Annotated in this window: 13 protein-coding genes, 1 tRNA gene, 3 rRNA genes and 1 pseudogene; 12 read left to right on the forward strand and 6 right to left on the reverse strand. The window is 37.6% G+C overall.

The genetic code is table 11. The annotated features are described in order from the left end of the window. Positions 1-276: a glutaredoxin domain-containing protein gene (locus DYQ05_RS05350; RefSeq protein ID WP_020964930.1), complete on the forward strand. Its 276-nt coding sequence runs from the start codon at positions 1-3 to the stop codon at positions 274-276. Positions 277-1,017: 741 nt separating this feature from the next. On the opposite strand, the pseudogene DYQ05_RS13665 reads toward DYQ05_RS05350, so the two are convergent. From DYQ05_RS13665 to DYQ05_RS05360, 3 genes and pseudogenes are all read right to left on the reverse strand, one after another. After that, positions 1,018-1,339, reverse strand: a pseudogene (locus tag DYQ05_RS13665) (TetR/AcrR family transcriptional regulator); the annotation flags it as partial. A 467-nt stretch (positions 1,340-1,806) separates the two neighbouring features. Then, on the reverse strand, positions 1,807-3,570 hold the full coding sequence (locus DYQ05_RS05355) for an ABC transporter ATP-binding protein (RefSeq protein WP_206183988.1): 1,764 nt from the start codon (positions 3,568-3,570) through the stop codon (positions 1,807-1,809). Positions 3,571-4,811: 1,241 nt separating this feature from the next. Continuing rightward, positions 4,812-5,906: a peptidoglycan DD-metalloendopeptidase family protein gene (locus DYQ05_RS05360; RefSeq protein WP_206183989.1), complete on the reverse strand. Its 1,095-nt coding sequence runs from the start codon at positions 5,904-5,906 to the stop codon at positions 4,812-4,814. 143 nt (positions 5,907-6,049) lie between these two features. On the opposite strand from DYQ05_RS05360, the gene rny reads away from it, so the two are divergent. From rny to rrf, 5 genes are all read left to right on the forward strand, one after another. Further along, complete coding sequence (rny, locus tag DYQ05_RS05365) at positions 6,050-7,579, forward strand: ribonuclease Y (protein ID WP_020964936.1); 1,530 nt, start codon at positions 6,050-6,052, stop codon at positions 7,577-7,579. Positions 7,580-8,263: 684 nt separating this feature from the next. Beyond that, positions 8,264-9,811 (forward strand): 16S ribosomal RNA (locus tag DYQ05_RS05370). Positions 9,812-9,970: 159 nt separating this feature from the next. After that, positions 9,971-10,044, forward strand: a tRNA-Ile gene (locus DYQ05_RS05375). Between the two features lie 220 nt (positions 10,045-10,264). Next, positions 10,265-13,252: ribosomal RNA gene (locus tag DYQ05_RS05380) — 23S ribosomal RNA — on the forward strand. 86 nt (positions 13,253-13,338) lie between these two features. Next, positions 13,339-13,450, forward strand: a 5S ribosomal RNA gene (gene rrf / locus DYQ05_RS05385). The 16S, 23S and 5S rRNA genes sit together here with 1 tRNA gene alongside, the layout of an rRNA operon. Before the next feature lie 138 nt (positions 13,451-13,588). Here the strand turns inward: rrf and DYQ05_RS05390 are convergent. Then, positions 13,589-15,541 carry a DNA topoisomerase IV subunit A gene (locus DYQ05_RS05390; RefSeq protein WP_206183990.1) on the reverse strand — a complete coding sequence of 651 codons (1,953 nt, stop codon included), beginning with the start codon at positions 15,539-15,541 and terminating at the stop codon, positions 13,589-13,591. Between the two features lie 240 nt (positions 15,542-15,781). Between DYQ05_RS05390 and DYQ05_RS05395 the strand changes: the two genes are divergently transcribed. The 3 genes from DYQ05_RS05395 to DYQ05_RS05405 are packed head-to-tail and all read left to right on the forward strand — an operon-like array spanning position 15,782 to position 18,517. Then, positions 15,782-16,723, forward strand: a complete 942-nt coding sequence (locus tag DYQ05_RS05395) for an ABC transporter substrate-binding protein (RefSeq protein ID WP_206183991.1) — start codon at positions 15,782-15,784, stop codon at positions 16,721-16,723. A 3-nt stretch (positions 16,724-16,726) separates the two neighbouring features. Continuing rightward, entirely contained in the window at positions 16,727-17,743 is a 1,017-nt protein-coding gene (locus DYQ05_RS05400) for a FecCD family ABC transporter permease (protein ID WP_194076614.1), read from the forward strand. A 3-nt stretch (positions 17,744-17,746) separates the two neighbouring features. Continuing rightward, positions 17,747-18,517, forward strand: a complete 771-nt coding sequence (locus DYQ05_RS05405; protein WP_206183992.1) for an ABC transporter ATP-binding protein — start codon at positions 17,747-17,749, stop codon at positions 18,515-18,517. Positions 18,518-18,535: 18 nt separating this feature from the next. Here DYQ05_RS05405 and DYQ05_RS05410 read toward each other — a convergent pair whose 3' ends face one another. After that, the gene (locus DYQ05_RS05410) at positions 18,536-19,072 is read right to left on the reverse strand and encodes a GNAT family N-acetyltransferase (RefSeq protein WP_206183993.1); all 537 of its coding nucleotides are present in this window, start codon (positions 19,070-19,072) and stop codon (positions 18,536-18,538) included. 26 nt (positions 19,073-19,098) lie between these two features. Continuing rightward, on the reverse strand, positions 19,099-20,187 hold the full coding sequence (locus tag DYQ05_RS05415) for an alpha/beta hydrolase family protein (protein WP_206183994.1): 1,089 nt from the start codon (positions 20,185-20,187) through the stop codon (positions 19,099-19,101). 210 nt (positions 20,188-20,397) lie between these two features. Between DYQ05_RS05415 and DYQ05_RS05420 the strand changes: the two genes are divergently transcribed. Genes DYQ05_RS05420 through DYQ05_RS05430 form a run of 3 tightly spaced genes read left to right on the forward strand, consistent with a single transcriptional unit; the run spans position 20,398 to position 23,866 of the window. Further along, positions 20,398-20,586: a hypothetical protein gene (locus DYQ05_RS05420; protein ID WP_020964945.1), complete on the forward strand. Its 189-nt coding sequence runs from the start codon at positions 20,398-20,400 to the stop codon at positions 20,584-20,586. Then, complete coding sequence (locus DYQ05_RS05425; protein WP_020964946.1) at positions 20,579-22,213, forward strand: ATP-binding cassette domain-containing protein; 1,635 nt, start codon at positions 20,579-20,581, stop codon at positions 22,211-22,213. The genes DYQ05_RS05420 and DYQ05_RS05425 overlap by 8 nt, the downstream gene beginning before the upstream one ends. 12 nt (positions 22,214-22,225) lie before the next feature. Then, positions 22,226-23,866, forward strand: a complete 1,641-nt coding sequence (locus tag DYQ05_RS05430) for an ATP-binding cassette domain-containing protein (RefSeq protein WP_020964947.1) — start codon at positions 22,226-22,228, stop codon at positions 23,864-23,866. Positions 23,867-24,097 lie beyond the last annotated feature (231 nt).

The raw sequence follows: 24,097 nt of genomic DNA on the forward strand, positions 1-24,097 counted from the left end.
ATGGCAAAAAGACAATTATTTTTATTCGGAAGTAAACTGTGTCCCGATTGCGGGCCTGCAAAAGGATATTTAGAAAAAAAAGGAGTTAAGTTCCGTTATTTTGACATTACCGAAGACCTCGGTCATTTAAAATTTTTGTTAAAATATCGGGACGAGCGAGCCGAATTCGGTGAGCTGAAGAGGGAGGGGAAAATCGGCATTCCGTGTTTAATGGTTGGGAACGGAGAAGAATTTTTCTTTGATGTTACGACTGCGGATTTATCCGAATGGCTTTGACGGGCCGTTAAAGATTTTACCGCACCGCCTTTGCCGGTTTTGTACTCAAGATTTTTCTTGAGTATGCCTACTGCAGAATGGGGAAAAGAAGTAGTTTCTCCATTCTGCTTTTTTTTTGTAAGTTACCATGAAAATTTCCCTTTAAGCTAAACGGAACTTATCTTATTTAATTGTACAAAGTCTTCCATTACTGTCATAGTCTTTGGTATGAATGTCTCCTGCTAAAATTATATGCAGGTTGTCGGTAAAAGCGTAATCAATCCCATATCGTTTTTATGATTTAAAATAAGGTCTTCAAAATATTGGACACTTATCAACCATTGGCTTTTATTACAATTTCCGTTCCTATGCTGATGTCAATATCGGTGATTGAAGTAACCGAATCGGTATATGGTACTTTTTCTAAAAGCTAATTTTCGATTTCCTGTATCATATTTAAAACTTCACTCTTAAAAATGTAGTCCGATTTTATGAGTAAAACGATATTGTCGTTGCTGCCGAAAAGTTCTTTAAATCGGTATTCATTTTTTTTGTGTACTCATTTACATTTACAAAAACTTCTTCGGTCATATAAGTTGTTCTAAACTTTTTTAAACCGAAAGCCGCAAATACAGTTACGGCTGCGAGCAAAATCAGTAAAAGAAAACGGTGCTTTAATTGAAATTTTGCAATTAAAAAAAACCGTGTATTCCTTCCAATTTCATTTTATAAATCTCCTTGTAATACTAACAATTGGTAGACATCGTTTAGGGGGCGGATGTTTACACCGTGTTTTTTTAAGTCGCCGATAATTTTTTGCATGCAGCAACATCCGCCATTACGAATTCGTGGCGGATATTTTCGTATTTTTTTCCTGCCGAGCGGTTAAACAAAAGCTTAAATTCGTCTAAACGGCTGTAGACAAGAGTGCATAAATTCTGCAAAGATGTGCGTATTGTTTCTTTTGTTGAGAAAAGGTCTTTAGTTTTGTATAATGTATTGGGATTTAAGAAAAATCGGTATCGATGTTTAATGTTTGAGTGATAAGCTGCTGTACGGCAGCTTCAAAGATTTCCGCTTTTGATCTGATGATTTACTTTAGGCACATGAACCTGATCCAAATTTAAGACAAGCGGAAAAAATATCGTTCAAAGAACCTTTAACCGTATCTGTAAACGGTGAATTTTGCGAAATCTTAGCTCTTTCCGGTGTTGAAGAACAATTTTCAGATACCCCAATAACCTCTTTTCTTATACAGATTTCAACGGATGAGGTGAAATTTTCCGATAAGAATAAACTTGAACTCAGCATAATCGATAAAAACGGCGACTATGGAGAAGTCTCAATATTCTTGTTTACAATGTGATAAGGAGATACTAATGCAAAACAAAACTGCACCGAGATGGGGTTTAAAAAACATTTATCACAATTTTAAATCAAAAGAATATGTTGAATAAAAAAAGAAGATTCCTGTATTGATTCCCAAGTTTGAAAAGCTCTTAAAGGTTTTTTCGTACAGGGACTAAAAAAAATGGCTTATAAAAGCTTTAATTATAATACTTTCGCCTGTAATTCATAAAGCTCTTTATACTTGCCTTCTTGGTTTATAAGCTCTTCATGATTTCCGTCTTGAACAATCTTTGCATTGTCAAAAACAAGAGTCCTATCCGAAAACTTCGTTACCGCCATTCGATGCGAAATATAAAGCGAGCACTTGTCTTTAAAGAATTCATCAAACTGTTCATAAATTTTATTTTCGGCTTTCGGGTCTAGGGCGGCGGTAGGCTCATCTAAAATTGCTATCGGTGCATTTTTATATGCTGCTCTTGCAATCGCAATTTTTTGCCCTTGTCCGCCCGACGGTGTAAAACCCGCATCATCGAAATCGCGGTACACTAATGTGTCTACTCCCTTATTGAGTTTTTCTATAACTTCTTTTAAGCCCGTGCTTTCAACTATTTTTTCAAACCGTTTTTTATCTTCTTCCGTTTCCGTTTTACCGAAGGTAATGTTTTCTTTTATGCTGAAAGAAAAAAACTTAAAGTCTTGGAAAACGGCGGCAAACCAAGTTTGATAATAATCGTAGTCGATTGTTTTGATGTCGATACCGTTAATTAAAATCTTCCCATTTGTAGGCTCGTAAAGTCTCATTAACAATTTTACAAAGGTGGATTTACCCGCACCGTTTTCTCCGATGACGGCAATGCGCTCTTTAGAATTAAACTTTACGCTTACATTTTGCAGTGCGTACTTTTCGGATTTACCGTATTTAAAAGAAACATTTTGAAATTCAATATCGAAAGAAAAGGGAAGGGCGGGTTTCATATTGGAAAAATTTTGTTCTATAGGGATACTTATATAGTCCTTATATGATTTAAATAATATTTTAAAATGTTGAATATCTATTATATATCTTATTATTACGGTTAAAATGTTAAAAAAAGCTGTGATAGAAGCTAAATACATGGAAAAATCTGCAACCGTTAAAGAACTTGTAAATGTTTTTCTAAAAAGATAATAATAGGCTATGATTAATTGAAAAAGCATTGCAAATGCCGAAATGCAACCTGACTTCCAATTTGCAAACCCGATTTTTTTATAAAAAGAAAAAATTTCAGTTAATTGTATTTTATACTTGTCTAAGAACCAATCACCTAAATTATAATTTCTAATTTCTTTACCATATTGAAAATCATTTAATTTTTCATCAAAGTACATTCTGCGTCGCTCGAGTATTGATTTTTCTAAATAATATGTTTTTATCGGTTTTAAATATTTATCTAAAAAAAATGATTGTAAAAATACCACTATGACCAGTGAAAGCACAACGATAGGGCTTAGTGTAAAAATAATTCCGGCAAAACTTGCAAGTGCTAAAAATTGTCCGAATATGGAAAATCCGTTTCGTAAAACCGTGGCAAAATCCTCTCCTGAAGCAGAGATAAACTGCATAGCTTTTATTTTTTTATCGAGAAAACTTTGCTTTTCGAGTTCTTCATATTTTATTTTTACAAGGTTATCCGTAAATTTAAGGCTGTAAAGTTGCAAAGTTTTATTCCTTTGAACGAATTCTATACCATATAAAAAATTGCGCAACAGCGTTAAGATAAAAACAACAGAAATAACAGTCACTATCCAAAAAATTGATAGTATCTTACTTTTTTGTATAAACAATGCTTCTATAATGAACTTAGGCAACATGGCATTTGCAACATAGATTGAAGCAAGAATGATTTCATTTATCATAAGAAAAAAAGGAAATTTCCAATTAAGTTTCCAACATTCTAAAAAAAAGAACCAAAAAGCTTTGATCATTTTAAATTTCTCCCATTTTATTGTTTCCGAAAATTTTTAAATTCCGCATAAGGGTAATTTATATCGGACATATTTACATTATTATAAACCTCATAACATTGTTTAAGGCATCTGCTATATAGTTTATGGCATATTTCATAATTTTCATTGTTACAGGTTTTACAAGGAGTGCCATCTGGAAATACATTTCTATCCGGCGGTTCCAACCGTTTTTTGAGTTTATTGCTATTCCAATACTCCATTACAGAAAGTTCCGGCTAGGCTAAAATTAGATTGCATTGATACTGCTCACAATTCGTACCGCAAAAAAGTCCCCATGTGGGACCGCATTGATCGCCACATCCTAAACCAATAGCCTGTATTTCCGCATCATCAAAAATACCGGCAAGCTCTTACGTATTAGACGCTTCAATAAGTAATTGTTTATTACTCATAATATAACTCCTTTGATGCATACTCTGTATCACCTATAATTCTATCATATTTTATATATATATCAAGCCTAAAATGTAAAAAATGTATTTTTTTTGTTAAAATTTTACTTAATTTTCAATAAATTAAACTGCAAATATAGCTGTAAAATATATCTTATAGATATACTTTTCATCGTCAAATTTAAATGCGGTTAAATATGCCTGCATAAAATAAGCCTTAATTTATTTTATGCAGGCATTGTATAAAAATGCTGACCGGTTTTGTAAAGCAAACTTGTGTTATTGTATGAATTTTTTCGGTTTCGCTTGAAAAAATACGGCAAATCCATCGGTATGCTTAAGGTAAGCGCTCCTCTATGTTTGAAAAATATGCCGTTGATGAATTTATTGTAAGTGAAAAAATTTGAAGCTGCAAGAAGCGGAAGTTTTATACTGAGCGGAGGGTTTAACCCGTTCCGGGCTTATAAATAGTATCACGTTACTTTTGAAGTGAAACAAAGGGGATTAAAACCGTACCGCTATATCTTTTAAAAAACAGCCTTGCTGCTTTTAATTAATAAAATCCCGATTGATTTCTTTTGAAGGAGCTCATCGTTTTCTTAACTCATTAACTTTGCTTTTTTTAAATAAATTTTGAACTAATTTACTGCCGACCTTTCCCGGACTTTTGGTACTTAAGTAAAAAAATATCAAATAAGAAAAAGGCTATAAGAAAATTTTTTTGATGAACGTTATGGAAAATATAGCTCATTTGAGGTTGCCGCCTTCGTTTACGGTTTTACTCCGGCACCGGTAAAAAGGTTAATCTTATTTTAAAACCGTAAGCGGATTTATAAGTTTTCCGTTTTTATAAACCGAAAAGTGAAGATGCGGACCGGTAGAGCGTCCCGTATTACCTACTTTTCCGATTATTCCTCCCTGATTTACGGTTTGCCCGCGCTTTACCGCTACGGCACTAAGATGGCCGTACATGGATTGGTAACCTCCGCCGTGCGAAATAATTACATAATTTCCGTAAATTACGGAAACGCCCGTATAGGCAACCGTTCCGTCCAGAGTAGCTTTAATTTGGGTTCCTACGGGAGCTGCAATATCAATGCCTGTGTGAAAACTTAATCGTCCGGTAAACGGGTCACGTCGGTTTCCGAAAGGAGAAGTTAGACGGCCAGTTATCGGATAAATAAAAAGTTCTCCCAAGGCTTTTTTTAATTCAAATTTCCCGATAGAAGCTCCTGGAATAAATAATTTTTGGCTTATACTTACGGTTTGGTTTTCCAAATCATTTGCGTCCAAAATTGCCGTAACAGGTAAATTAAATTTGGCGGCAATGGAGCTTAAACTGTCTCCTTTTACCGCAGTATAAAATATTCCGTCGATTGAAGGAATTTTTAACTTATTTCCGGCTTGCAGGCGTTTTACGTTGGAAATGTTATTTGCCGAAATGAGCGTACCTATATTTTTTAATCCGAATTTATATGCAATACCGCCTATAGTGTCGCCTTTGGCTATAATATAATTTTGAAAATCAACTATAGGAATAAAATCCGGTACTTCGGCAAAAGAGGTTTCCTCTCCATCTAAGGTTCCGGCGTTTTCCGTTTCGTCCGAACTTGAGCCTTGTACAGACGCGGGCATTGAATATTCTTGCATTGCATTTTTTACTGACGGTTCCTCCCAAAAAGAGATGGTTTTTATAGAGGAAAGTCCTAAATCAAGTTTTAAAAAAGGAAGGTATAAAATTATAACGGCTGTAAAACTTGCAATAAAAGCAAGCGTTAAAGCCGTATGCGAAAAACCTTTGCCGGTTTTCGGCTTGATATATTTAAAAAAAGATGTTTTTTTTCTATTTTTTCTGCCTAAATATTCGGTGTTTTCTACAGGCAGACATGTAATAACGTTCATATCTTTTATATCGGCAAAAGAAAATACGGTTTTAGAAAATTAAAATTTATAAATTTGAAAAAATTAATATTTTCCATTGACATTTTTTTAAAATGAAGTTATTATCATCATCGGACAGTAGTACACTTTTAAGGAGCATACATATGAACTGGCTTTTATACGTTCTCCTTCCTGCTGTCGGAATAATTCTTGGATGGACGATTCGCTGGCTTTATGCCAGATTTCAACTATCTGCTTCTGAACAACGTGCAGAGCGGGTTTTACAGGAGGCAATAAAAGATGCCGAAGCCCAGAAGAAGGAATTTCTTCTTGAGGCAAAAGAGCAGCTGATTCGGGAACAAAAACAGCAGGAACGGGAAAACAGAGAGCGCAGGGGCGACCTCCAGCGTCTCGAACGCCGATTGGCGCAAAAGGAAGAGCAGCTTGACAAACGTGTTGAAGCGGCGGGAAAACAGGAAAAAGAGCTTATCGAGAGGGAAGCCGCTCTCGATGAAAGAACTAAAATTTTAAGCGGCGAAGAAGAACGATATAGGGAAGAACTTGAAAGAATATCGGGTTTAACTCAACAACAAGCTAAAGATTTAATTATCCGCAGCTTGGAAACTGAAGCAAAGCATGACGCTGTTTCTATAATAAACAAAATAGAAGAAGAAGCGCAGCTTACTGCCGAAAAAAGGGCCAGAGATATTCTTGTAACAACAATTCAGCGGCTTGCTACGGAAACTGCAAGCGATATTACCGTTTCAACGGTTAGTTTGCCCAGCGATGAAATGAAGGGTAGAATAATCGGACGAGAGGGGCGGAATATTCGTGCGCTGGAAACGCTGACAGGTGTGGATATAATAATAGATGATACTCCTGAAGCTGTTGTCGTTTCATGTTTTGACCCCGTACGGAAAGAAATTGCGCGTGTTGCATTGGAAAGACTGATTCTTGACGGAAGAATTCACCCCGCAAGGATTGAAGAAATAGTACAAAAGGTAACGCGTGAGATTTCACAAAAGATTTATGAAGAAGGGGAGCGTGTTTTATTCGACCTCGGGATTCATAATATGAACCAGGAAGGCATAAAGGCTTTGGGAAGGCTGTATTTTAGAACAAGTTACGGGCAAAATGTTTTGCATCACTCTAAAGAGGTTGCAATTATTGCCGGTATGATTGCAAGCGAAATAGGCGCCAATGTTGAAATTGCCAAACGCGGAGCCCTCTTACACGATATCGGAAAAGGCGCTGAAACCGATTCCGATAAAAATCATGCCGAAATCGGTATGGAGCTTACGCGTAAAATGAATGAAGACCCGCGCGTGGTAAACGCCGTGGGAGCTCACCATAACGATATCGAACCTTCTTCTATAGAAGCTATTATCGTTCAAATTGCCGATGCGATTTCCGCTGCAAGACCCGGAGCAAGACGCGAAACTATGGATAATTATGTTAAGCGGCTTGAAAATCTTGAAACGCTTGCGGAAGGTTTCACCGGTGTGGAAAAGGCTTATGCGATTCAGGCAGGACGGGAATTGCGTGTAGTAATAAATAATGAAAAAATTTCCGATGCCGATACGAAAATTCTTGCACGCGATATTGCAAAGAAAATTGAAAGCGAATTGCAGTATCCGGGCAGAATTCGGGTTACGCTTATCCGCGAAACAAGAATCGTAGAATACGCAAGATAAATTTAATACTTAAGAGATAAAAGCAAAGAGGCTGTATGCTTCTTTGCTTTTTTTTATAAAAAAGATAAATTGGCCGGTTTATAACGGCAGCTTAAAGTCCTCAGGCGGGTATTGTTTTCCGCGGAAGTAAATTCTAAAAAAAATATAAGAAAAGGTATTGACAAGATTTGTAGAAAGTGGTATAAACAAGACCGTTCGCCGGGTTAGGCGAAACCGTTAGAAAACGGAAGAAAAAAGTAGAAGTAAAGCGAAAATGTAGGAAGAATAGAGGCGTTTTTGCTTGAAGATGAAAAAAAAAAGAATACACTTTACTTTAAGTAAAAAATTAAAAAAAACTTTTAAAAACTACTTGACACAAACTGAAAAGTTATGATATAATCCTTTTTGCTCGCTAACGCGTTAAGCCGTGCGGGTAACGTTAAGAGAGAAGCTCTTAGCCTGATATTTGACAATTAAGAGGGAAGGAAAAGAACGCAAAGACATAAGTGTAGACCTTTAAAAGACAACTTTTAAAGGAAAACTTAGAATTAAGGGAAAATGAGTATCGGAAAAATAAGCTTAAAAAGAGTTCTTTTTCTATGTTAAGAAGAAGAGTTAAAAATAAGCAATTCCTTAAAATGAATAATTTGAAAGGGAACAAACTTAATTAAAATCGGGCTCTCTTTAAGGGAGCTTGAAATAAAAATAATGGAGAGTTTGATCCTGGCTCAGAACGAACGCTGGCGGCGCGTCTTAAGCATGCAAGTCGAACGGCAAGGTAAGAGCTTGCTCTTACCCTAGAGTGGCGGACTGGTGAGTAACGCGTAGGTGACCTGCCCTGAAGATGGGGATAGCTAGTAGAAATATTAGATAATACCGAATGTGCTTATACGGATAAAGCCGTATAAGGAAAGGAGCTACGGCTCCGCTTTAGGATGGGCCTGCGTCCCATTAGCTTGTTGGTGAGGTAACGGCCCACCAAGGCGACGATGGGTATCCGGCCTGAGAGGGTGAACGGACACATTGGGACTGAGATACGGCCCAAACTCCTACGGGAGGCAGCAGCTAAGAATCTTCCGCAATGGACGAAAGTCTGACGGAGCGACGCCGCGTGAATGAAGAAGGCTGAAAAGTTGTAAAATTCTTTTGCAGATGAAGAATAAGGAGATGAGGGAATGCATCTTCGATGACGGTAATCATGCGAATAAGGGGCGGCTAATTACGTGCCAGCAGCCGCGGTAACACGTAAGCCCCAAGCGTTGTTCGGAATTATTGGGCGTAAAGGGCATGTAGGCGGTTATGTAAGCCTGATGTGAAATCTACGAGCTTAACTCGTAAACTGCATTGGGTACTGCGTAACTTGAATCACGGAGGGGAAACCGGAATTCCAAGTGTAGGGGTGGAATCTGTAGATATTTGGAAGAACACCGGTGGCGAAGGCGGGTTTCTGGCCGATGATTGACGCTGAGATGCGAAGGTGCGGGGAGCAAACAGGATTAGATACCCTGGTAGTCCGCACAGTAAACAATGTACACTAGGCGTTGGAGCAAGAGCTTCAGTGCCGACGCAAACGCATTAAGTGTACCGCCTGGGAAGTATGCCCGCAAGGGTGAAACTCAAAGGAATTGACGGGGGCCCACACAAGCGGTGGAGCATGTGGTTTAATTCGATGATACGCGAGGAACCTTACCTGGGTTTGACATCAAGAGTAATGGTATAGAGATATATCAGCGTAGCAATACGACTCTTGACAGGTGCTGCATGGCTGTCGTCAGCTCGTGCCGTGAGGTGTTGGGTTAAGTCCCGCAACGAGCGCAACCCCTACTGCCAGTTACTAACACGTAAAGGTTGAGGACTCTGGCGGAACTGCCGATGACAAATCGGAGGAAGGTGGGGATGACGTCAAGTCATCATGGCCCTTACGTCCAGGGCTACACACGTGCTACAATGGTTGCTACAAATCGAAGCGACGCCGCGAGGCCAAGCAAAACGCAAAAAAGCAATCGTAGTCCGGATTGAAGTCTGAAACTCGACTTCATGAAGTTGGAATCGCTAGTAATCGCACATCAGCACGGTGCGGTGAATACGTTCCTGGGCCTTGTACACACCGCCCGTCACACCATCCGAGTCGAGGGTACCCGAAGCCGCTAGTCTAACCCGCAAGGGAGGACGGTGTCGAAGGTACGCTTGGTAAGGAGGGTGAAGTCGTAACAAGGTAGCCGTACCGGAAGGTGCGGCTGGATCACCTCCTTTCTAAGAGAAAGGTAAATAATTAAAGAAAGCGAATGTTTTCTTTAATAAAACCGTATAAATTGTTTTAATTTTTAATATACGGTAAGTCTTGAAGTACACAAGACACTCCCTTACTCTTTTCCCCAATGCCTGTTCTTTTCCTCTTCCTCTTTTTTTATAGGGCCTGTAGCTCAGTTGGTTAGAGCACTTCTCTGATAAGGAAGGGGTCATTAGTTCAACTCTAATCAGGCCCATACCGACTGAACTCGGTTTTTTATTCGATTGATAAAAAAAATCGAAATTGATATTTGAAATAGATAGGGAAGGGAACGAAAAAATGAAAGTAAGGCGGTTTATATCGGAGTATAAGCGTAAAATCGGTTAATTAAATTGACTGTGAGAGTTTATGTAAAGATATAAGCTGTTAAGAAATAAGTTCATTCTTTGAAAATGAGAAAGAAGGGACGATAATATGGTCAAGCGAAAGAATAGGTTTATGGTGGATGCCTAAAGGAGCTGTAAGGCGAAGAAGGCCGTGGTAAGCTGCGAAAAGTTTCGGGGAGGAGCACACATCCTGAGAACCGGAAATAGCCGAATGGGGTAACCCGTCAGTAGTGATACTGACATTACGTACCTGAATAAAATAGGGTAGTAAAGCGATACTGAGTGAACTGAACCATCTAAGTAACTCAAGGAAAAGAAATCAAAAGAGATTCCGAAAGTAGCGGCGAGCGAAATTGGAGGAGCCTAAACCCTTATAAGGGAGTTGAAGGACTGCATCGGCGTAGGACCGACAAGTTTAGAGAAAATCAATTTATAGCAGAAAGGTTTTGGGAAAGCCTGGCGAAGAGGGTGAAACCCCCGTAAGCGAAATAAATTGAACTTGTTGATGCGGCACCTAAGTACGGCGGGACACGAGAAACCCTGTCGGAAACCGGGTCGACCACGATCCAAGGCTAAATACTAGACAGCTACCGATAGTGAACAAGTACCGTGAGGGAAAGGTGAAAAGAACCCCAGCTAAGGGGAGTGAAATAGAACCTGAAACCGTAAACCGACAAGATGTTACAGCCCTTATAGAGGGTAGTAGCGTGCCTTTTGTAGAATGAGCCTGCGAGTTACGGTATGCAGCGAGGTTAAGGAATAGGAGTTCCGGAGCCGGAGTGAAAGCGAGCCTAAATAGGGCGTGTTTCAGCGAAAGCTGAAGTTTAGTTGCATGTCGTAGACCCGAAGCCGGAGTGATCTAGTCATGAGCAGGTTGAAGCAAGGGTAAAACCTTGTGGAGGACCGAACTATAATCTGTTAAAAAAGGTATGGATGACTTGTGACTAGGAGTGAAAGGCTAATCAAACCCGGAAATAGCTGGTTCTCCCCGAAATGCCTTTAGGGACAGCCTCATACAAAATTATCGGAGGTAAAGCACTAGTTGGACTAGGGGGTGTCAAAGCCTACCAAACCCAGTTAAACTCTGAATGCCGATAATCAACGTATGGGAGTGAGACTGCGTGCGCTAAGGTTCGCAAGTCAAAAGGGAAACAGCCCAGACCGTCAGCTAAGGTCCCCAAATACTGCTTGAGTGTGAAATGAAGTGTGGATACAAAGACAGCCAGGAGGTTGGCTTAGAAGCAGCAATTCCTTTAAAGAGTGCGTAACAGCTCACTGGTCGAGTGTTCATGCGCAGATAATGTAACGGGGCTAAGCAGTATACCGAAGCTACGGGTCTTACGCGTAATGTGTAAGGCGGTAGGGGAGCATTCCATTAACTGAAGAAGGCGTACTCGCGAGAGATGCTGGAGGAGATGGAAGAGAGAATGCAGGTATAAGTAACGAAAAGAGAGGTGAGATCCCTCTCCGCCGAAAATCTAAGGTTTCCTGGGTAAAGGTAATCTGCCCAGGGTAAGTCGGCCCCTAAGGCGAGGGCGAAGGCCGTAGTCGATGGGAAATCGGTTCAAATTCCGATACCTTTTATAATTTCGAGGGCAGGACGCATGAGGTGAAACCCGGCCGGAGAATGGTAGTTCCGGTCGAAGTATCCGAGCCGTTAAAAAGGGTAATAGGCAAATCCGTTATCCTAGGTAAGGAGCGACAGCGAGTGAAGCTACGGCAGAGCGAAGCGGGTGTAATCAAGGTGCCGGGAAATACTGTCTAAGGCTAGGTTATAAAAGACCGTACCGTAAACCGACACAGGTAGATGAGATGAGAAATCTAAGGCGCTCGAGAGAACTCGCGTTAAGGAATTCGGCAAAATGCACACGTAACTTCGGAAGAAGTGTGGCCTCCTTTTTTAAAAGATATGGGGGCGTCACAAACCAGGCCCAGGCGACTGTTTATCAAAAACACAGCCATCTGCGAATCATCAATGAGACGTATAGGTGGTGACACCTGCCCGGTGCCGGAAGGTTAAGAGGAGGGGTTAGCGGGTAACTGCGAAGCTCTGAATTGAAGCCCCGGTAAACGGCGGCCGTAACTATAACGGTCCTAAGGTAGCGAAATTCCTTGTCGGGTAAGTTCCGACCCGCACGAATGGTGTAACGATTCTGGGCACTGTCTCAACGCGAGACTCGGCGAAATTTATATACCGGTAAAGAAGCCGGTTACCCATAGTTAGACGGAAAGACCCCGTGAACCTTCACCGCAACTTATTATTGGGACTTGGTTTATCATGTGTAGAATAGGTGGGAGGCTGTGAAACTTGGCCGTTAGGTCAGGCGGAGCCGACAAGTGAAATACCACCCTTGATAAATCAGGTTTCTAACCTGTCCCGTGAAACCGGGATAGGGACAGTGGTAGGCAGGCGGTTTGACTGGGGCGGTCGCCTCCTAAAATGTAACGGAGGTGCGCGAAGGTCTCCTCACGCCGGTTGGAAATCGGCGCAGCGAGTGTAAAGGCACAAGGAGGCTTAACTGCGAGAGTGACAGCTCGAGCAGATACGAAAGTAGGTCTTAATGATCTGGCGGTAGCGAGTGGAAGTGCCGTCACTTAACGGATAAAAGGTACTCCGGGGATAACAGGCTGATATTCCCCAAGAGTTCACATCGACGGGAATGTTTGGCACCTCGATGTCGGCTCATCGCATCCTGGGGCTGAAGCAGGTCCCAAGGGTTTGGCTGTTCGCCAATTAAAGCGGTACGTGAGCTGGGTTCAGAACGTCGCGAGACAGTTCGGTCCCTATCTGCTATGGGCGCAGGATACGTGAGAGGAGCTGTTTTTAGTACGAGAGGACCGAAATGGACGAACCTCTGGTGTACCGGTTATCCTGCCAAGGGTAATTGCCGGGTAGCTAAGTTCGGAAGGGATAACCGCTGAAGGCATCTAAGTGGGAAGCCCGCCTCAAGACTACGTATCCCTAGGGGTTTAACCCCTCTAAAGACTCCTTGCACACTACAAGGTTGATAGGTTGGAGGTCTAAGCATAGTAATATGTTAAGCCGACCAATACTAATAAGTCGTGAGGCTTGACCATATTATTGTTTCTTTTTTCTTTTCGTTCTCTTTTTTATACCTTTAAAATGTTCTTTATATTTTTAAAGCTTTAATCAGTTTATTTTGCCATGTGACCATAGTGGAGAGGTAATACCCGTTCCCATCCCGAACACGGAAGTCAAGCTCTCTTACGCCGATGATACTGCAGATTATGCGGGAAAGTAGGTTGTTGCCTGGCTTTTTTTATTTTTCAAAACAGCAACCATATATTTTTATATCCTTGCTGTTTTTTTAATATTTTGTTTCAGCCGTTTTAAAAGAAAAAAGCGTTCGATTTTACCGAGGCATTAAATTTTAAGATAAGTATAAGTAAATTTTATTTTTTTACTGCCGCCGCTTTTTTAATAAGAGATTTTTTTTCGGCTGTTTCTTCAACGGAAAGAACCTCTCTGTTTGCAAGGCGTACTCCTAAGGTTTTTAAACCCTTTTCGGCATAATCCGATGACGAAAATTTATCTTCCGTCTTTTTTACACGCGGTTTAGGGGCGTATTTAACGGTAAATGAAAATTTAGGTTTTGTACTTACAAAAAGAATTTCTTCCGCATCGGGTGCAAAAACATAGTCTCTGTTTAAAATATATCCTTCAACACGTGAACGCTTAATATAAGGATACTTAGTTTTTGTATCACGGTAAATAACAGTAAACAGCACTTGAGATAACTCCTCTTTTTCCGCAAAGCCGCAATACCACATTCCCGTATCGACGAAAACCCTGTCGGGGACGTCCATAACGGTATATACTCCGCTTTTTCTTAAAATGAAAATTCTGTCATAGGGACTTACCCGTAAAATTTCTTTTCCTGTAGTAATTGCGGTACCGAGGTATCCCGTTTCTTCATCATATCGTAAAGGCGTATCGCGCGTTACAGCCTCTTTAACATCGACTTTTGTAAAACCCGTAATTTCGGTTTTTCTTTTAAATTCTTCATCGGGTAATTTCTTTAATATTCCGTCCAAAACGGAAACCGCGTACTCTTTTAAATTTTTTAAAAGTTTTGCGATTTCTTTTAAACGGTTATTTATTTCGCGTACTTCTTCACGGTTTTTATTTATATCATAAAGAGAAATTCTTCTAATCGGAATTTTAAGTAAGCGGTCTACATCATCTTCGGTAACTTCACGGATTAATTCTTTTTTAAATGGAACAAAGCCTTTTATAACCGCATTGATTACACCGTCGGCGGTTTTCATAGTTTCAATCTTTTTATAAATACGCTCTTCAATAAAAATGCGTTCAAGGGTACGTAAATGCAGTCTGTCCGTAAGCATATTGCGCTCATATTCAAGTTCGTCTTTTAAAATTTGAAGAAGCTGCTTTGCATGGTTTTTTATAATATCGGTAACGGTAATTTGAACGGGAAGATTATCTTTTATTACCAAAAGATTACAGGGAATCGATTGTTCACATTCCGTAAAAGCATAAAGAGAATCTACAACGTCCTGACTGTAAACTCCCCGCGGAAGTTTTAATTCTATTTCAACATGTTCGCCCGTGTAATCGCTTATTTCGGAAATTTTTACCTTTCCCGACTTTGAAGCATTTTCAATTGAAGTAATCATACTTTCTGTGGTACTGCCGAAGGGGAGTTCTCTTATTACAATCCGTTTATCATCGGAAGTGTCGAGTTTTGCCCGCACAAGCACCTTTCCTAATCCGTCATTATATTCTGAAATATCGATTAGGCCTCCTGTAGGAAAGTCGGGAAAAAGTTTGAAACTTTTTCCTTTAAGGCACTGTTTTTCGGCTTCAATTATTTCGATTACATTGTGCGGTAAAATTTTCGTAGACATACCTACGGCAATTCCTTCCGCTCCTATTGCAAGTACAACGGGAATTTTGGCACGAAAAGTAACGGGCTCCTTATTCCGTCCGTCGTAAGAAGTTGTGTAATTTGTAATATTCGGATTATATAAAAGAGTTTTTGCAAGTTCGTTTACACGGCATTCTATATAACGCGGAGCCGAAGCCTCATCGCCGGTATAAAGATTGCCGAAGTTCCCCTGTTTTTCAATAAAAAGATTTTTTGATGCAAGAACAACGAGGGCATTTCCGATTGAAGCATCTCCGTGCGGATGATACTTCATACAATGACCGATGACATTTGCTACTTTATGAAACTTTCCGTCGTCCATTTCAAAAAGAGAATGAAGAATTCTTCTCTGAACGGGTTTTAATCCGTCTTCTAAATCGGGGATTGCTCTATCTTTAATAACATAGCTTGCATATTCCAAAAAATTTTTATTAAAAAGACTTTCAATATAATCCATAGTTTCCTCAAAATAAAATATCCTTAAATAGTACACAAAAATTAAAAAATTGTCTATAATGTAAATACAAGCGATGTGATAAATAATTTCCGAGAGGAAGGTTTGTTTATCTTCCGTGTTTGTCTTTAGGCAAACACGGGAATAGTGTATCCGCTTTTTACTTCCGCTTATAAAAGCGATTAAAAAGTTTTTTTTTGGGATTTGATAATCCTTGTAAAAAAATTTTATGGGAGATGTTTTATGAAAAACTTAAGAAAAATCTTATGTGTTGCCGTTATGTTTGCGGTAACAACAGCTGCCGTATTTGCAGGAGGAGCGAAAGAATCCTCTGACGTTACTTCCGTAATCGATTTGTCTAAAGACCGTGCAGGAAACGAAATTACGCTTCCTGCAAAAATAGAGAAAATTATTTCTATGGCTCCGTCGACAACCGAAATTCTTATTGATTTGGGGCTTGCCGATAAAATTATCGCCGCCGATACGAACACGCAAAAAGACGGTTTGTTAAAACAGGATATTCCCTACTTTAATATGATGACCCCCGATACGGAAAAACTGATTGCGTTACATGCAGATGTGGTTTTTACTTCCGGTATGTCAAGGGCAAAAGGTAAAGACCCGTTTGCGCCGGTACGTGCTGCCGGTATTTGCGTCATTGAAATTCCGTCATCTACAAGTATCGCTGCAATTTATACGGATATTGCTTTTATTTCGAGTGTTGTAAAAGCGGAATCTCAAGGTGCAAAAATAATTGCAAATATGAAAAAAGAAATTGAAACGATTAAAAATACTGCCGCTAAAATTCCTGCCGATAAAAAGAAAACTGTTTATTTTGAAATAGGTGCGGCTCCTCATATGTACAGTTTAGGCACGGATACTTTTATCCATGAAATGATTGAAATTATAGGTGCAAAAAATATTCTTGCCGAACAAAAAAGCTGGGTTTCCGTTTCGGACGAAACGGTTTTATCAAAAGACCCGGATATCATTTTAACAAATGTAAGTTATCTTCCCAATACTGTTGAAGAAATTATGAGCCGAGCCGGTTGGCAAACGCTTAAAGCCGTAAAAGAAAAACAGGTTTTCAGAATAGACAATAATTCTTCCTCGCGTCCGAATCAAAATATTATTAAGGCGTTAAATCAAATGGCAAAAGCCGTTTATCCTGAAGTCTTTAAATAATAAATGAACACAAAATTAAAGACCGCAGTTTCCATAGCGGGCTGCGGTCTTATTCTTATTTTAGGCATCGGAATAGGAAGCGTCTTTATTCCGCCTAAAGATATTATTAAAATTATTTTTTGCAAAATAACTCAAAGAGAAATTACAGGCATTGCCGATACTTTTATAGCAATAGTTTGGAATGTGAGGCTGCCGCGCGTGCTTGTAGGATTTTTAACCGGAGGAAGTTTGGCGGTAAGCGGTGCGGTTATGCAAAGCGTTTTAAAAAATCCGCTCGCGTCTTCTTACACTATGGGAGTTTCTTCAGGGGCTGCATTCGGAGCAGCTTTAATTATTGCAACGGGAATATATCTTCCGCTTATTCCGAACTTTACACTCCCGATAGCGGGAACGGTTTTCGGTCTATTAAGCGTATATGCTGCGGTAAAGTTCGCTTCTCTCATTGATAAAAATTTTGAAAACGGTACGATTATTTTGGCGGGTATCGTTTTCGCTCTTTTTATAAACGGAATAATTACTCTGCTTATTGCATTAAACAGACACGGAATGGCGCAGCTTATTTTTTGGCAAATGGGAAGTTTTTCTACGCAAAATATAAAAAACTTTTTTGTGCTTTTACCCTTTACCACCGTCGGAATTTTTATCTTGACGGTATTTTCCCGCGAGTTGGATATGCTTACCTTCGGAGAAGAGCAGGCCGCTTCGATGGGTGTAAATACAAAAAAAATAAAATGGCTTTTTTTATTTTCGGCGTCCGCACTTACCGGTATTTCAATTTCATTTACGGGAATTATCGGTTTTATCGATTTAATTGCACCGCACTTGGTACGGAAGATTTTCGGAGTAAATCATAAAATTGTAATACCGATGTCGTTTGTTTTAGGCGGAACGGCAATGGTTCTGTTTGATATGGCGGCACGTACTATTTTATCTCCGCAAGAATTACCGGTAGGCGCAATTACGGCTTTAATCGGTGCTCCGTTTTTTTGTTATGTTTATTTTTCCGGAAGGAGAAAATAAAAAATGGATAGCCCTCTTATTAAACTGCAATCCGTTTGCGCCGGATATAATAACACACCTATATTAAAAAATATATCTTTTTCGGTTTCGGCAGGTGAAAGCATTTGCATTTTAGGACAAAACGGTTCGGGCAAAACAACCTTGCTTAAAACGATTGCAGGACTGTTATCTTATTCGGGAGATATTTTTTTAAACGGAGATAATTTAAAAGAATTAAACCGCAAACGGATTGCAAAAAAAATTGCAGTGTTAAGTCAAATTTCTTCAATCTACTTTTCTTATTCGGTGTACGATACGGTAATGCTTGGAAGATATGCGCAAAATAACGGAGGCGTTTTTTTCGGTATTTCAAAAGACGATAAAGTATGCGTTGAAAAATGCTTGCGTGCGGTTGACGCTTGGGATTTACGCGAGCGTAGAATAGATACTCTTTCAGGCGGACAGCTTCAGCGCGTATATCTTGCGCGCACCTTAGCACAGGAACCTGAAGTAATTTTATTGGACGAGCCGACAAATCACTTAGACTTAAAAAATCAAATTGAACTTATCGCTTTTTTAAAATCTTTAATTAAAAATGAAAATAAATCGGTAATAGGAGTTTTTCACGATATAAATCTTGCAATGCAATTTGCGGATAAAATTATTTTTTTAAAAGACGGATGTATAAAAAATTTCGGTACAAAAGAAGAAACCGCAACCGTTCAAATTTTTAAAGAAGTGTACGGAGTCGATGTTGTAAGCTGGATGCAAGACTCGCTTGCAGTGTGGAAATAAAAAAGGTTTCGAGCAGTATCAGCTTCGCTCCGAGCGCAAAATCCCGTATGAAATACTGTCATAATAGGTATTTTTCCAAAACCGCACTTTTCTTATCTGCGCTTCTTTTTTCATTCCCGCCTTTTCGGCAGCTTTCATCATTCCGATATTGCCGCTCCAAGTGGTAAGCCCGATATGTTCAAGTTTTTCGTACTTACAGAAATTTTCGTCTATCCAAAGTTTAAGCGCTTTCGTGCCTATTCCGCCGCTCCAATATTTAGAATCATATATGGTAATACCTATCTCAAACCATAACGTTTTTTTATCTTTCCAATATCCGGAAACCATTCCGACAGGTTTCCCGTCCGATAATATACACCGGCATTTTTCGCTCATAAAAAATTCATATTCCGATGATTTAAGAAAGGCTTCAAAAGTTTTAAAACAGGTGTAATCGTCATCAAAATACGGGCCGTCCCAATTTTTCCACTCGGGGTGTTCTTCCCTGAATCCCGCTTTCCATATATCTTTTAAAAATTCTTCGCGAAATTTTTCTAAAGTTACATTTTTTTGCATACGTATTACTCCAATAAATTTAAGATTTACCGCCGTACATGTTCATCATAGAAATTTAAAAACCGTTTAAAAAGTTTTTCGTCCAACCTGCCGCACCATCTTGTTCTATCAAGATTATCATTGATATACTTTGCTTTATCCGCCGCAAATTGCGCCTTGTTTGCATCGGCTTTATAGTCGTAATTGAGCGTTTCAGTCCATTTATTAAATCCCGTATTAAACTCATTTAAATAAGTATCATTGATGTCGGTAAAAATCTCATTATGCCCCTTATTCTCAAAACGGATAAAAGTAAATCGCGGGTTGTTATTATACTTGTTGTAATATAAATCGTATCCATAAGAAGCGGGCACAATGTTATCATCTGCGCTGTGAACAATCATAACCGCCGCCTTACTTGTCTTAAAACCGTCCATTGCCGTATTTCTTGCATATTTACCGTATTTTATCAGTTCGTAAAATTTAATAAACGGCATCATAGTATAAATTATCTTACCTGCTTCTCTTTTTCCGCTCGCTTCAAATAAATCGGATGACCTGTTGCAGCCCGAAATTTCTATTACGGCTTTTATTTCCGGGTGATATGTTAATACACTGCATACGCTGTAACCGCCCCAACTATGTCCGAATAAAGATATAGGCAGAGCGGGAAACTTGCCGCTTTTCTCTAGAAAAGATATTGCATAGTCGAGGTCTATTACACCTTGAGGGATACCGCCGACACCCGCTCCCTCGCTTTCATCGTTTCCGGTAGCATCATAGGCAAAAACATAGTATCCGTGCCGTGCGAAATAATTTGCACAATCCATATATGAATTATGTCCGCCTCCTCCGAACCCGTGAGCAATTACAATTATTCCGCACTGATTATCCCCGGCGCTATACATATATCCTGTCAGCATTTGTCCTTTGTCCGAAGAAAATTCATACTTTGTACGCTGTAAGCCTTCAAAATCCTCTACATGCAGCATTAAGGGTTCATAACTTTTAAAGCGTTTATTAAAATTGGAATTATAAATGTTCACGGCTAGCAATCCCCAGCCGCCGAGCAACAAGATTAAAACGCAAGATATGATTATAAAAACTCTCTTCTTTTTTGATTTTACCTTTTTCATTTATTTCCGCTCCTTATAACTTCCGATTTGTTTTTGTTTGTTTGTTTATTTATCATTATACTACTTTCTCTTAATTTTTTTCAATCTATGTAGATTATAATCCGTGCTTATGTACAGGAGGAAAAAGTTAATCAAAATAATTATTTTCTATTATTGTAAATTTAAACGGTATATGCTATAATAAATTTTATAAAATTGAGGAGGAAAATAATGCTTACAACAAAAATTAACACGGTAAAAAAGAACATCGCCTTATTATCGGCTTCACAATTTATTTCCGATTTTATTTTACTTTCAACGCTGAACTGCGTATTTGACGGTGCGGCAATAGTAATAATTAAACGTATCGGAGAAAAAAGTAATTTGGTTAAACTTAATAAGGAGATTCATAATGCGTAAAAATATTTTTTTTAAAATGTATTTAAAATATACACCGATTTATGCCGTTATTTTTGTATTGGATGTATTTTCCATCTATGTGTTTTTTAAATTATCCGATTTTTTAATCGGGTTCACACAAAATATTTCAGAATTTAAGAATACTGCTCATGAAATTTCTGCTTATTTAATTACATTATTACCGATTTTTTTATATTTTATTTCTCGCGTGTTTGATTCTTTTAAGTATAAACTGATTCAAATATTTTTATTGACTAAACCTAAGGAATTCTTACAAGCGCTTATATTAAAAAATATTATGACTTCAAATTTAAATATAGATAATATTTTAGATATCAACCGCAAGATAAACGGTTTTACATCGGCTGTTGCCGCAATGAGAAGTCCCATATTGAATATTTTAAAAATATCCGTTTCCATATATGCCGTTGCCAAACTCAACTTTATTGTTTCAGTAATCGGTTTTGGTTGTATGCTTATCATATTTTTTATAGGGCGCAAATTTTTAAAATACGAAAAACGGGGATTTGATAATATCAATACAGCTCAGTCCCATAGTATTGGTTTATTAACTGAAATGGCGGATTCTGCCTCGACAATCCATTTTAATTCTGCGGAAGATTTTTTTATACAACGTTTTACAAAAACTGTAAACTATTTAAGCAGGAGTTTTCAATTAACCGGTTTTACGGGGAGATTTCGAGAGCTTTTTTTTACTCTCTTCCCGTTTATTTTACCGCTTATATTTATATACATAAATTTAAACAGTACAAACAAAATGGAAAGTTTAGCGGGTGTTTACTCGGTGTTTCTCCTTTTTTTGCCCGTTGTGGTAAGTTTAATAAATACCGATTTTAAAACATATAAAGGTTTAAAATTCTTCACCTACCTTAAACCTTTTATTAAAAGCAAAAGGCTTACGTTTTTTCCGGAAAGAATAAGCAGCATTAATATGGAAAATATTAACCTGATAGCGGACGGTAAAAATATTTTAAATGATATAACTTTAGAATTTAAAGCAAATGAAAAAGTAGGCATAATAGGAAAAACAGGTTCCGGTAAATCGGTCATTGCAAAAACGCTTATGCTTAATCTTGCTCCTTCATCCGGAAAAATCAAATACAATGAAAAACAGGTTTTATACGGAAGTTCCGCAGGAAATCTTATAGGCTATGCAGGCTCGGATACTTTTATTTTTTCAGGAACATTAAAGGAAAATATTTTGTTGGGATTGGAAAATTATGATAAAAATTTTTTAACTGAAGCAATAAAATTATTTTCTTTTTCTTTTGCAGAAGATGATGTACTCCATAAAAATTTGTCGGGAGGCGAGAAAGCAAGAATAGGGGTTCTCCGTGCTCTCATACGTAAACCGGACTTTTTAATTATAGATGAAGCCCTGTCTTCAGTAAGCTCAAAACTGGCGGATGAAATAATAAACTTCATACAACCGTATATCAAAATGCTCATTATAATATCGCACCGTTTTTCGGATATAAAAGATATGGAGCGGATAATTATGATTAAAGACGGTTGTATAGTTTTCGATAAGCCTAAAGATACTGCCATGCAAAATGAATTCTTACGAAGTCTTTTTTCGGAACAAAAAATAAATTACTTGTTTTAGGAGATTATATTTATGAGATTAATTAAATTTTATTTGTATTTTTTTAAAAATTATAAAAAAGAACATGCGATACTCTTATTAAAAGAGTTATTTATCTCTCTTTTTATTATTCCAATCCCAATAGGTATAAATATTTTATATAAAAACAATGACCCTCAAATTCTTTTTTATCTTTTTATTTCAATTACCGTATGGTTTATATTTTCAATTATTTTACTTAAAAAACATATACAAGTTTTTTTATTTGAACCGATTCATATTATTGCGGTAACTTTTTATAAAAAATTTTTGAATGCACAAGAAAAAATAAATCACGGTTTTCTTATAGATTCTTTTAATTCAAACGGAATGATGTCTATAGAATACCTGGAAATAATAGCATATATGTTACTTTCTTTTTTTAAACTTATACTTGTAATTACCATTTGCTTTTTTATCAATTCAAAACTTCTTATTATATCCGTAATTCCCGTTTTATTTTTAATTCCAATTCAAATTTATTTTTATAAGCATATGGAAGAAAAAATATCAAATGCATCAAAAACAAATAAGACATTACAAAACACCATTTCTGAAATAGGTAATGGTATAGAAACAATAAGAAAATATGAAGCTTCAAATTATTTTTTAAATCAATTTTTTGCTAAAAGTAAAAAAGCGAGAGCCGCTAACATTAAAAAAGCTTGCGGAAATTATAATGAGACGCTTCTTACCGATATGATAAAAACCCTGTATATCCCTTTATTCTTTGTTTTTACGGCGTTTATTCCTTTTTTTAAAATTATGCCTGAAGTTTTTCTTACCTCTCTTACATATATCTATTTTATAACGGGAATATTATATGAGTTTATAGATTTCGTTTCTTTTGTACGGGAAACTGCGGTTATGACTGAGGAACTGGTATTGAGTTTTCCGCCTCAAAAAAATATTTCCGAGAATATTGAAAATATTTTTCCGATAGAATTTAAAGATTTTTCTGTACATATAAATGAAAAGAAAATACTTAATTCCATTAATTTAAAAATAGACAAAGAAGAAAAAATAGCTATTGTAGGAGAAACGGGCAGCGGTAAAACTTCTTTTTTAAATGCAATAATCGGCGGCTTTGAGCCTTCATCTGGAGAGATTTTATTTGCAGGAAAAAAAGCCTGTCAAACAAAAAATAGATTTGGTAAAATTGCCGCAGCGGAGCAAAGCCCTTATTTTTTTAAAATGTCATTAAGTGAAAATATATTTTTTTCTTTGAAAAACGATACAAAAATCGAACAAGCAATGAAAGATGCGGAGCTTAAATTATTTTATGAACAACTTGAATTTGGCGGATTAACTCGTTTAAAACCGGAAATCCTTTCACAGGGAGAAAAATCAAGACTTTCGGTATGCCGTATAAATGAAAAAGAAGCGGAACTTATTCTAATGGATGAAACAACGGCAAATCTTGATTCCGAAACGGAAGATAAAATACTTCCTAAAATACTTAACAGAAAAAATACTGCTGTTCTGTGTATTTCACATAGACTTTCTACCGTAATGAAATTTAAACGTGTATTGTTTTTTAAAGATGGAAAAATAATATATGACGGAGCCGTATGTAATGAACTTTTCTCTCTCCCGTTTTTTATAAATTTGTTTAAAGAACAGCTGTGTCCATAAAAATAAATTTTTTTCTTGATATATATTTTTGTTGTTATACTGTATCTTATATATTTCTAAAAGCTCAAAAGAAATTTTAATTATTTTCTATTTGTAAATTTAAACGGTATATGCTATAATAAATTTTATAAAATTGAGGAGGGAAATAATGCTTACAACAAAAATTAGCACGGTAAAAAAGAATATTGCCTTATTATCGGCTTCACAATTTATTTCCGATTTTATTTTACT

It is taken from the genome of Treponema pedis (assembly GCF_017161325.1).
Classification (GTDB): Bacteria; Spirochaetota; Spirochaetia; order Treponematales; family Treponemataceae; genus Treponema_B; species Treponema_B pedis.

Coding starts and splice junctions, on each gene's coding strand:
- DYQ05_RS05390 (WP_206183990.1), bottom strand. CDS start 15,541: ATGGATTATATTGAAAGTCTTTTTAATAAAAATTTTTTGGAATATGCA.
- DYQ05_RS05360 (WP_206183989.1), bottom strand. CDS start 5,906: ATGAACGTTATTACATGTCTGCCTGTAGAAAACACCGAATATTTAGGC.
- DYQ05_RS05425 (WP_020964946.1), top strand. CDS start 20,579: ATGCGTAAAAATATTTTTTTTAAAATGTATTTAAAATATACACCGATT.
- DYQ05_RS05410 (WP_206183993.1), bottom strand. CDS start 19,072: ATGCAAAAAAATGTAACTTTAGAAAAATTTCGCGAAGAATTTTTAAAA.
- DYQ05_RS05400 (WP_194076614.1), top strand. CDS start 16,727: ATGAACACAAAATTAAAGACCGCAGTTTCCATAGCGGGCTGCGGTCTT.
- DYQ05_RS05420 (WP_020964945.1), top strand. CDS start 20,398: ATGCTTACAACAAAAATTAACACGGTAAAAAAGAACATCGCCTTATTA.
- DYQ05_RS05355 (WP_206183988.1), bottom strand. CDS start 3,570: ATGATCAAAGCTTTTTGGTTCTTTTTTTTAGAATGTTGGAAACTTAAT.
- DYQ05_RS05430 (WP_020964947.1), top strand. CDS start 22,226: ATGAGATTAATTAAATTTTATTTGTATTTTTTTAAAAATTATAAAAAA.
- DYQ05_RS05405 (WP_206183992.1), top strand. CDS start 17,747: ATGGATAGCCCTCTTATTAAACTGCAATCCGTTTGCGCCGGATATAAT.
- DYQ05_RS05395 (WP_206183991.1), top strand. CDS start 15,782: ATGAAAAACTTAAGAAAAATCTTATGTGTTGCCGTTATGTTTGCGGTA.
- DYQ05_RS05415 (WP_206183994.1), bottom strand. CDS start 20,187: ATGAAAAAGGTAAAATCAAAAAAGAAGAGAGTTTTTATAATCATATCT.
- DYQ05_RS05350 (WP_020964930.1), top strand. CDS start 1: ATGGCAAAAAGACAATTATTTTTATTCGGAAGTAAACTGTGTCCCGAT.
- rny (WP_020964936.1), top strand. CDS start 6,050: ATGAACTGGCTTTTATACGTTCTCCTTCCTGCTGTCGGAATAATTCTT.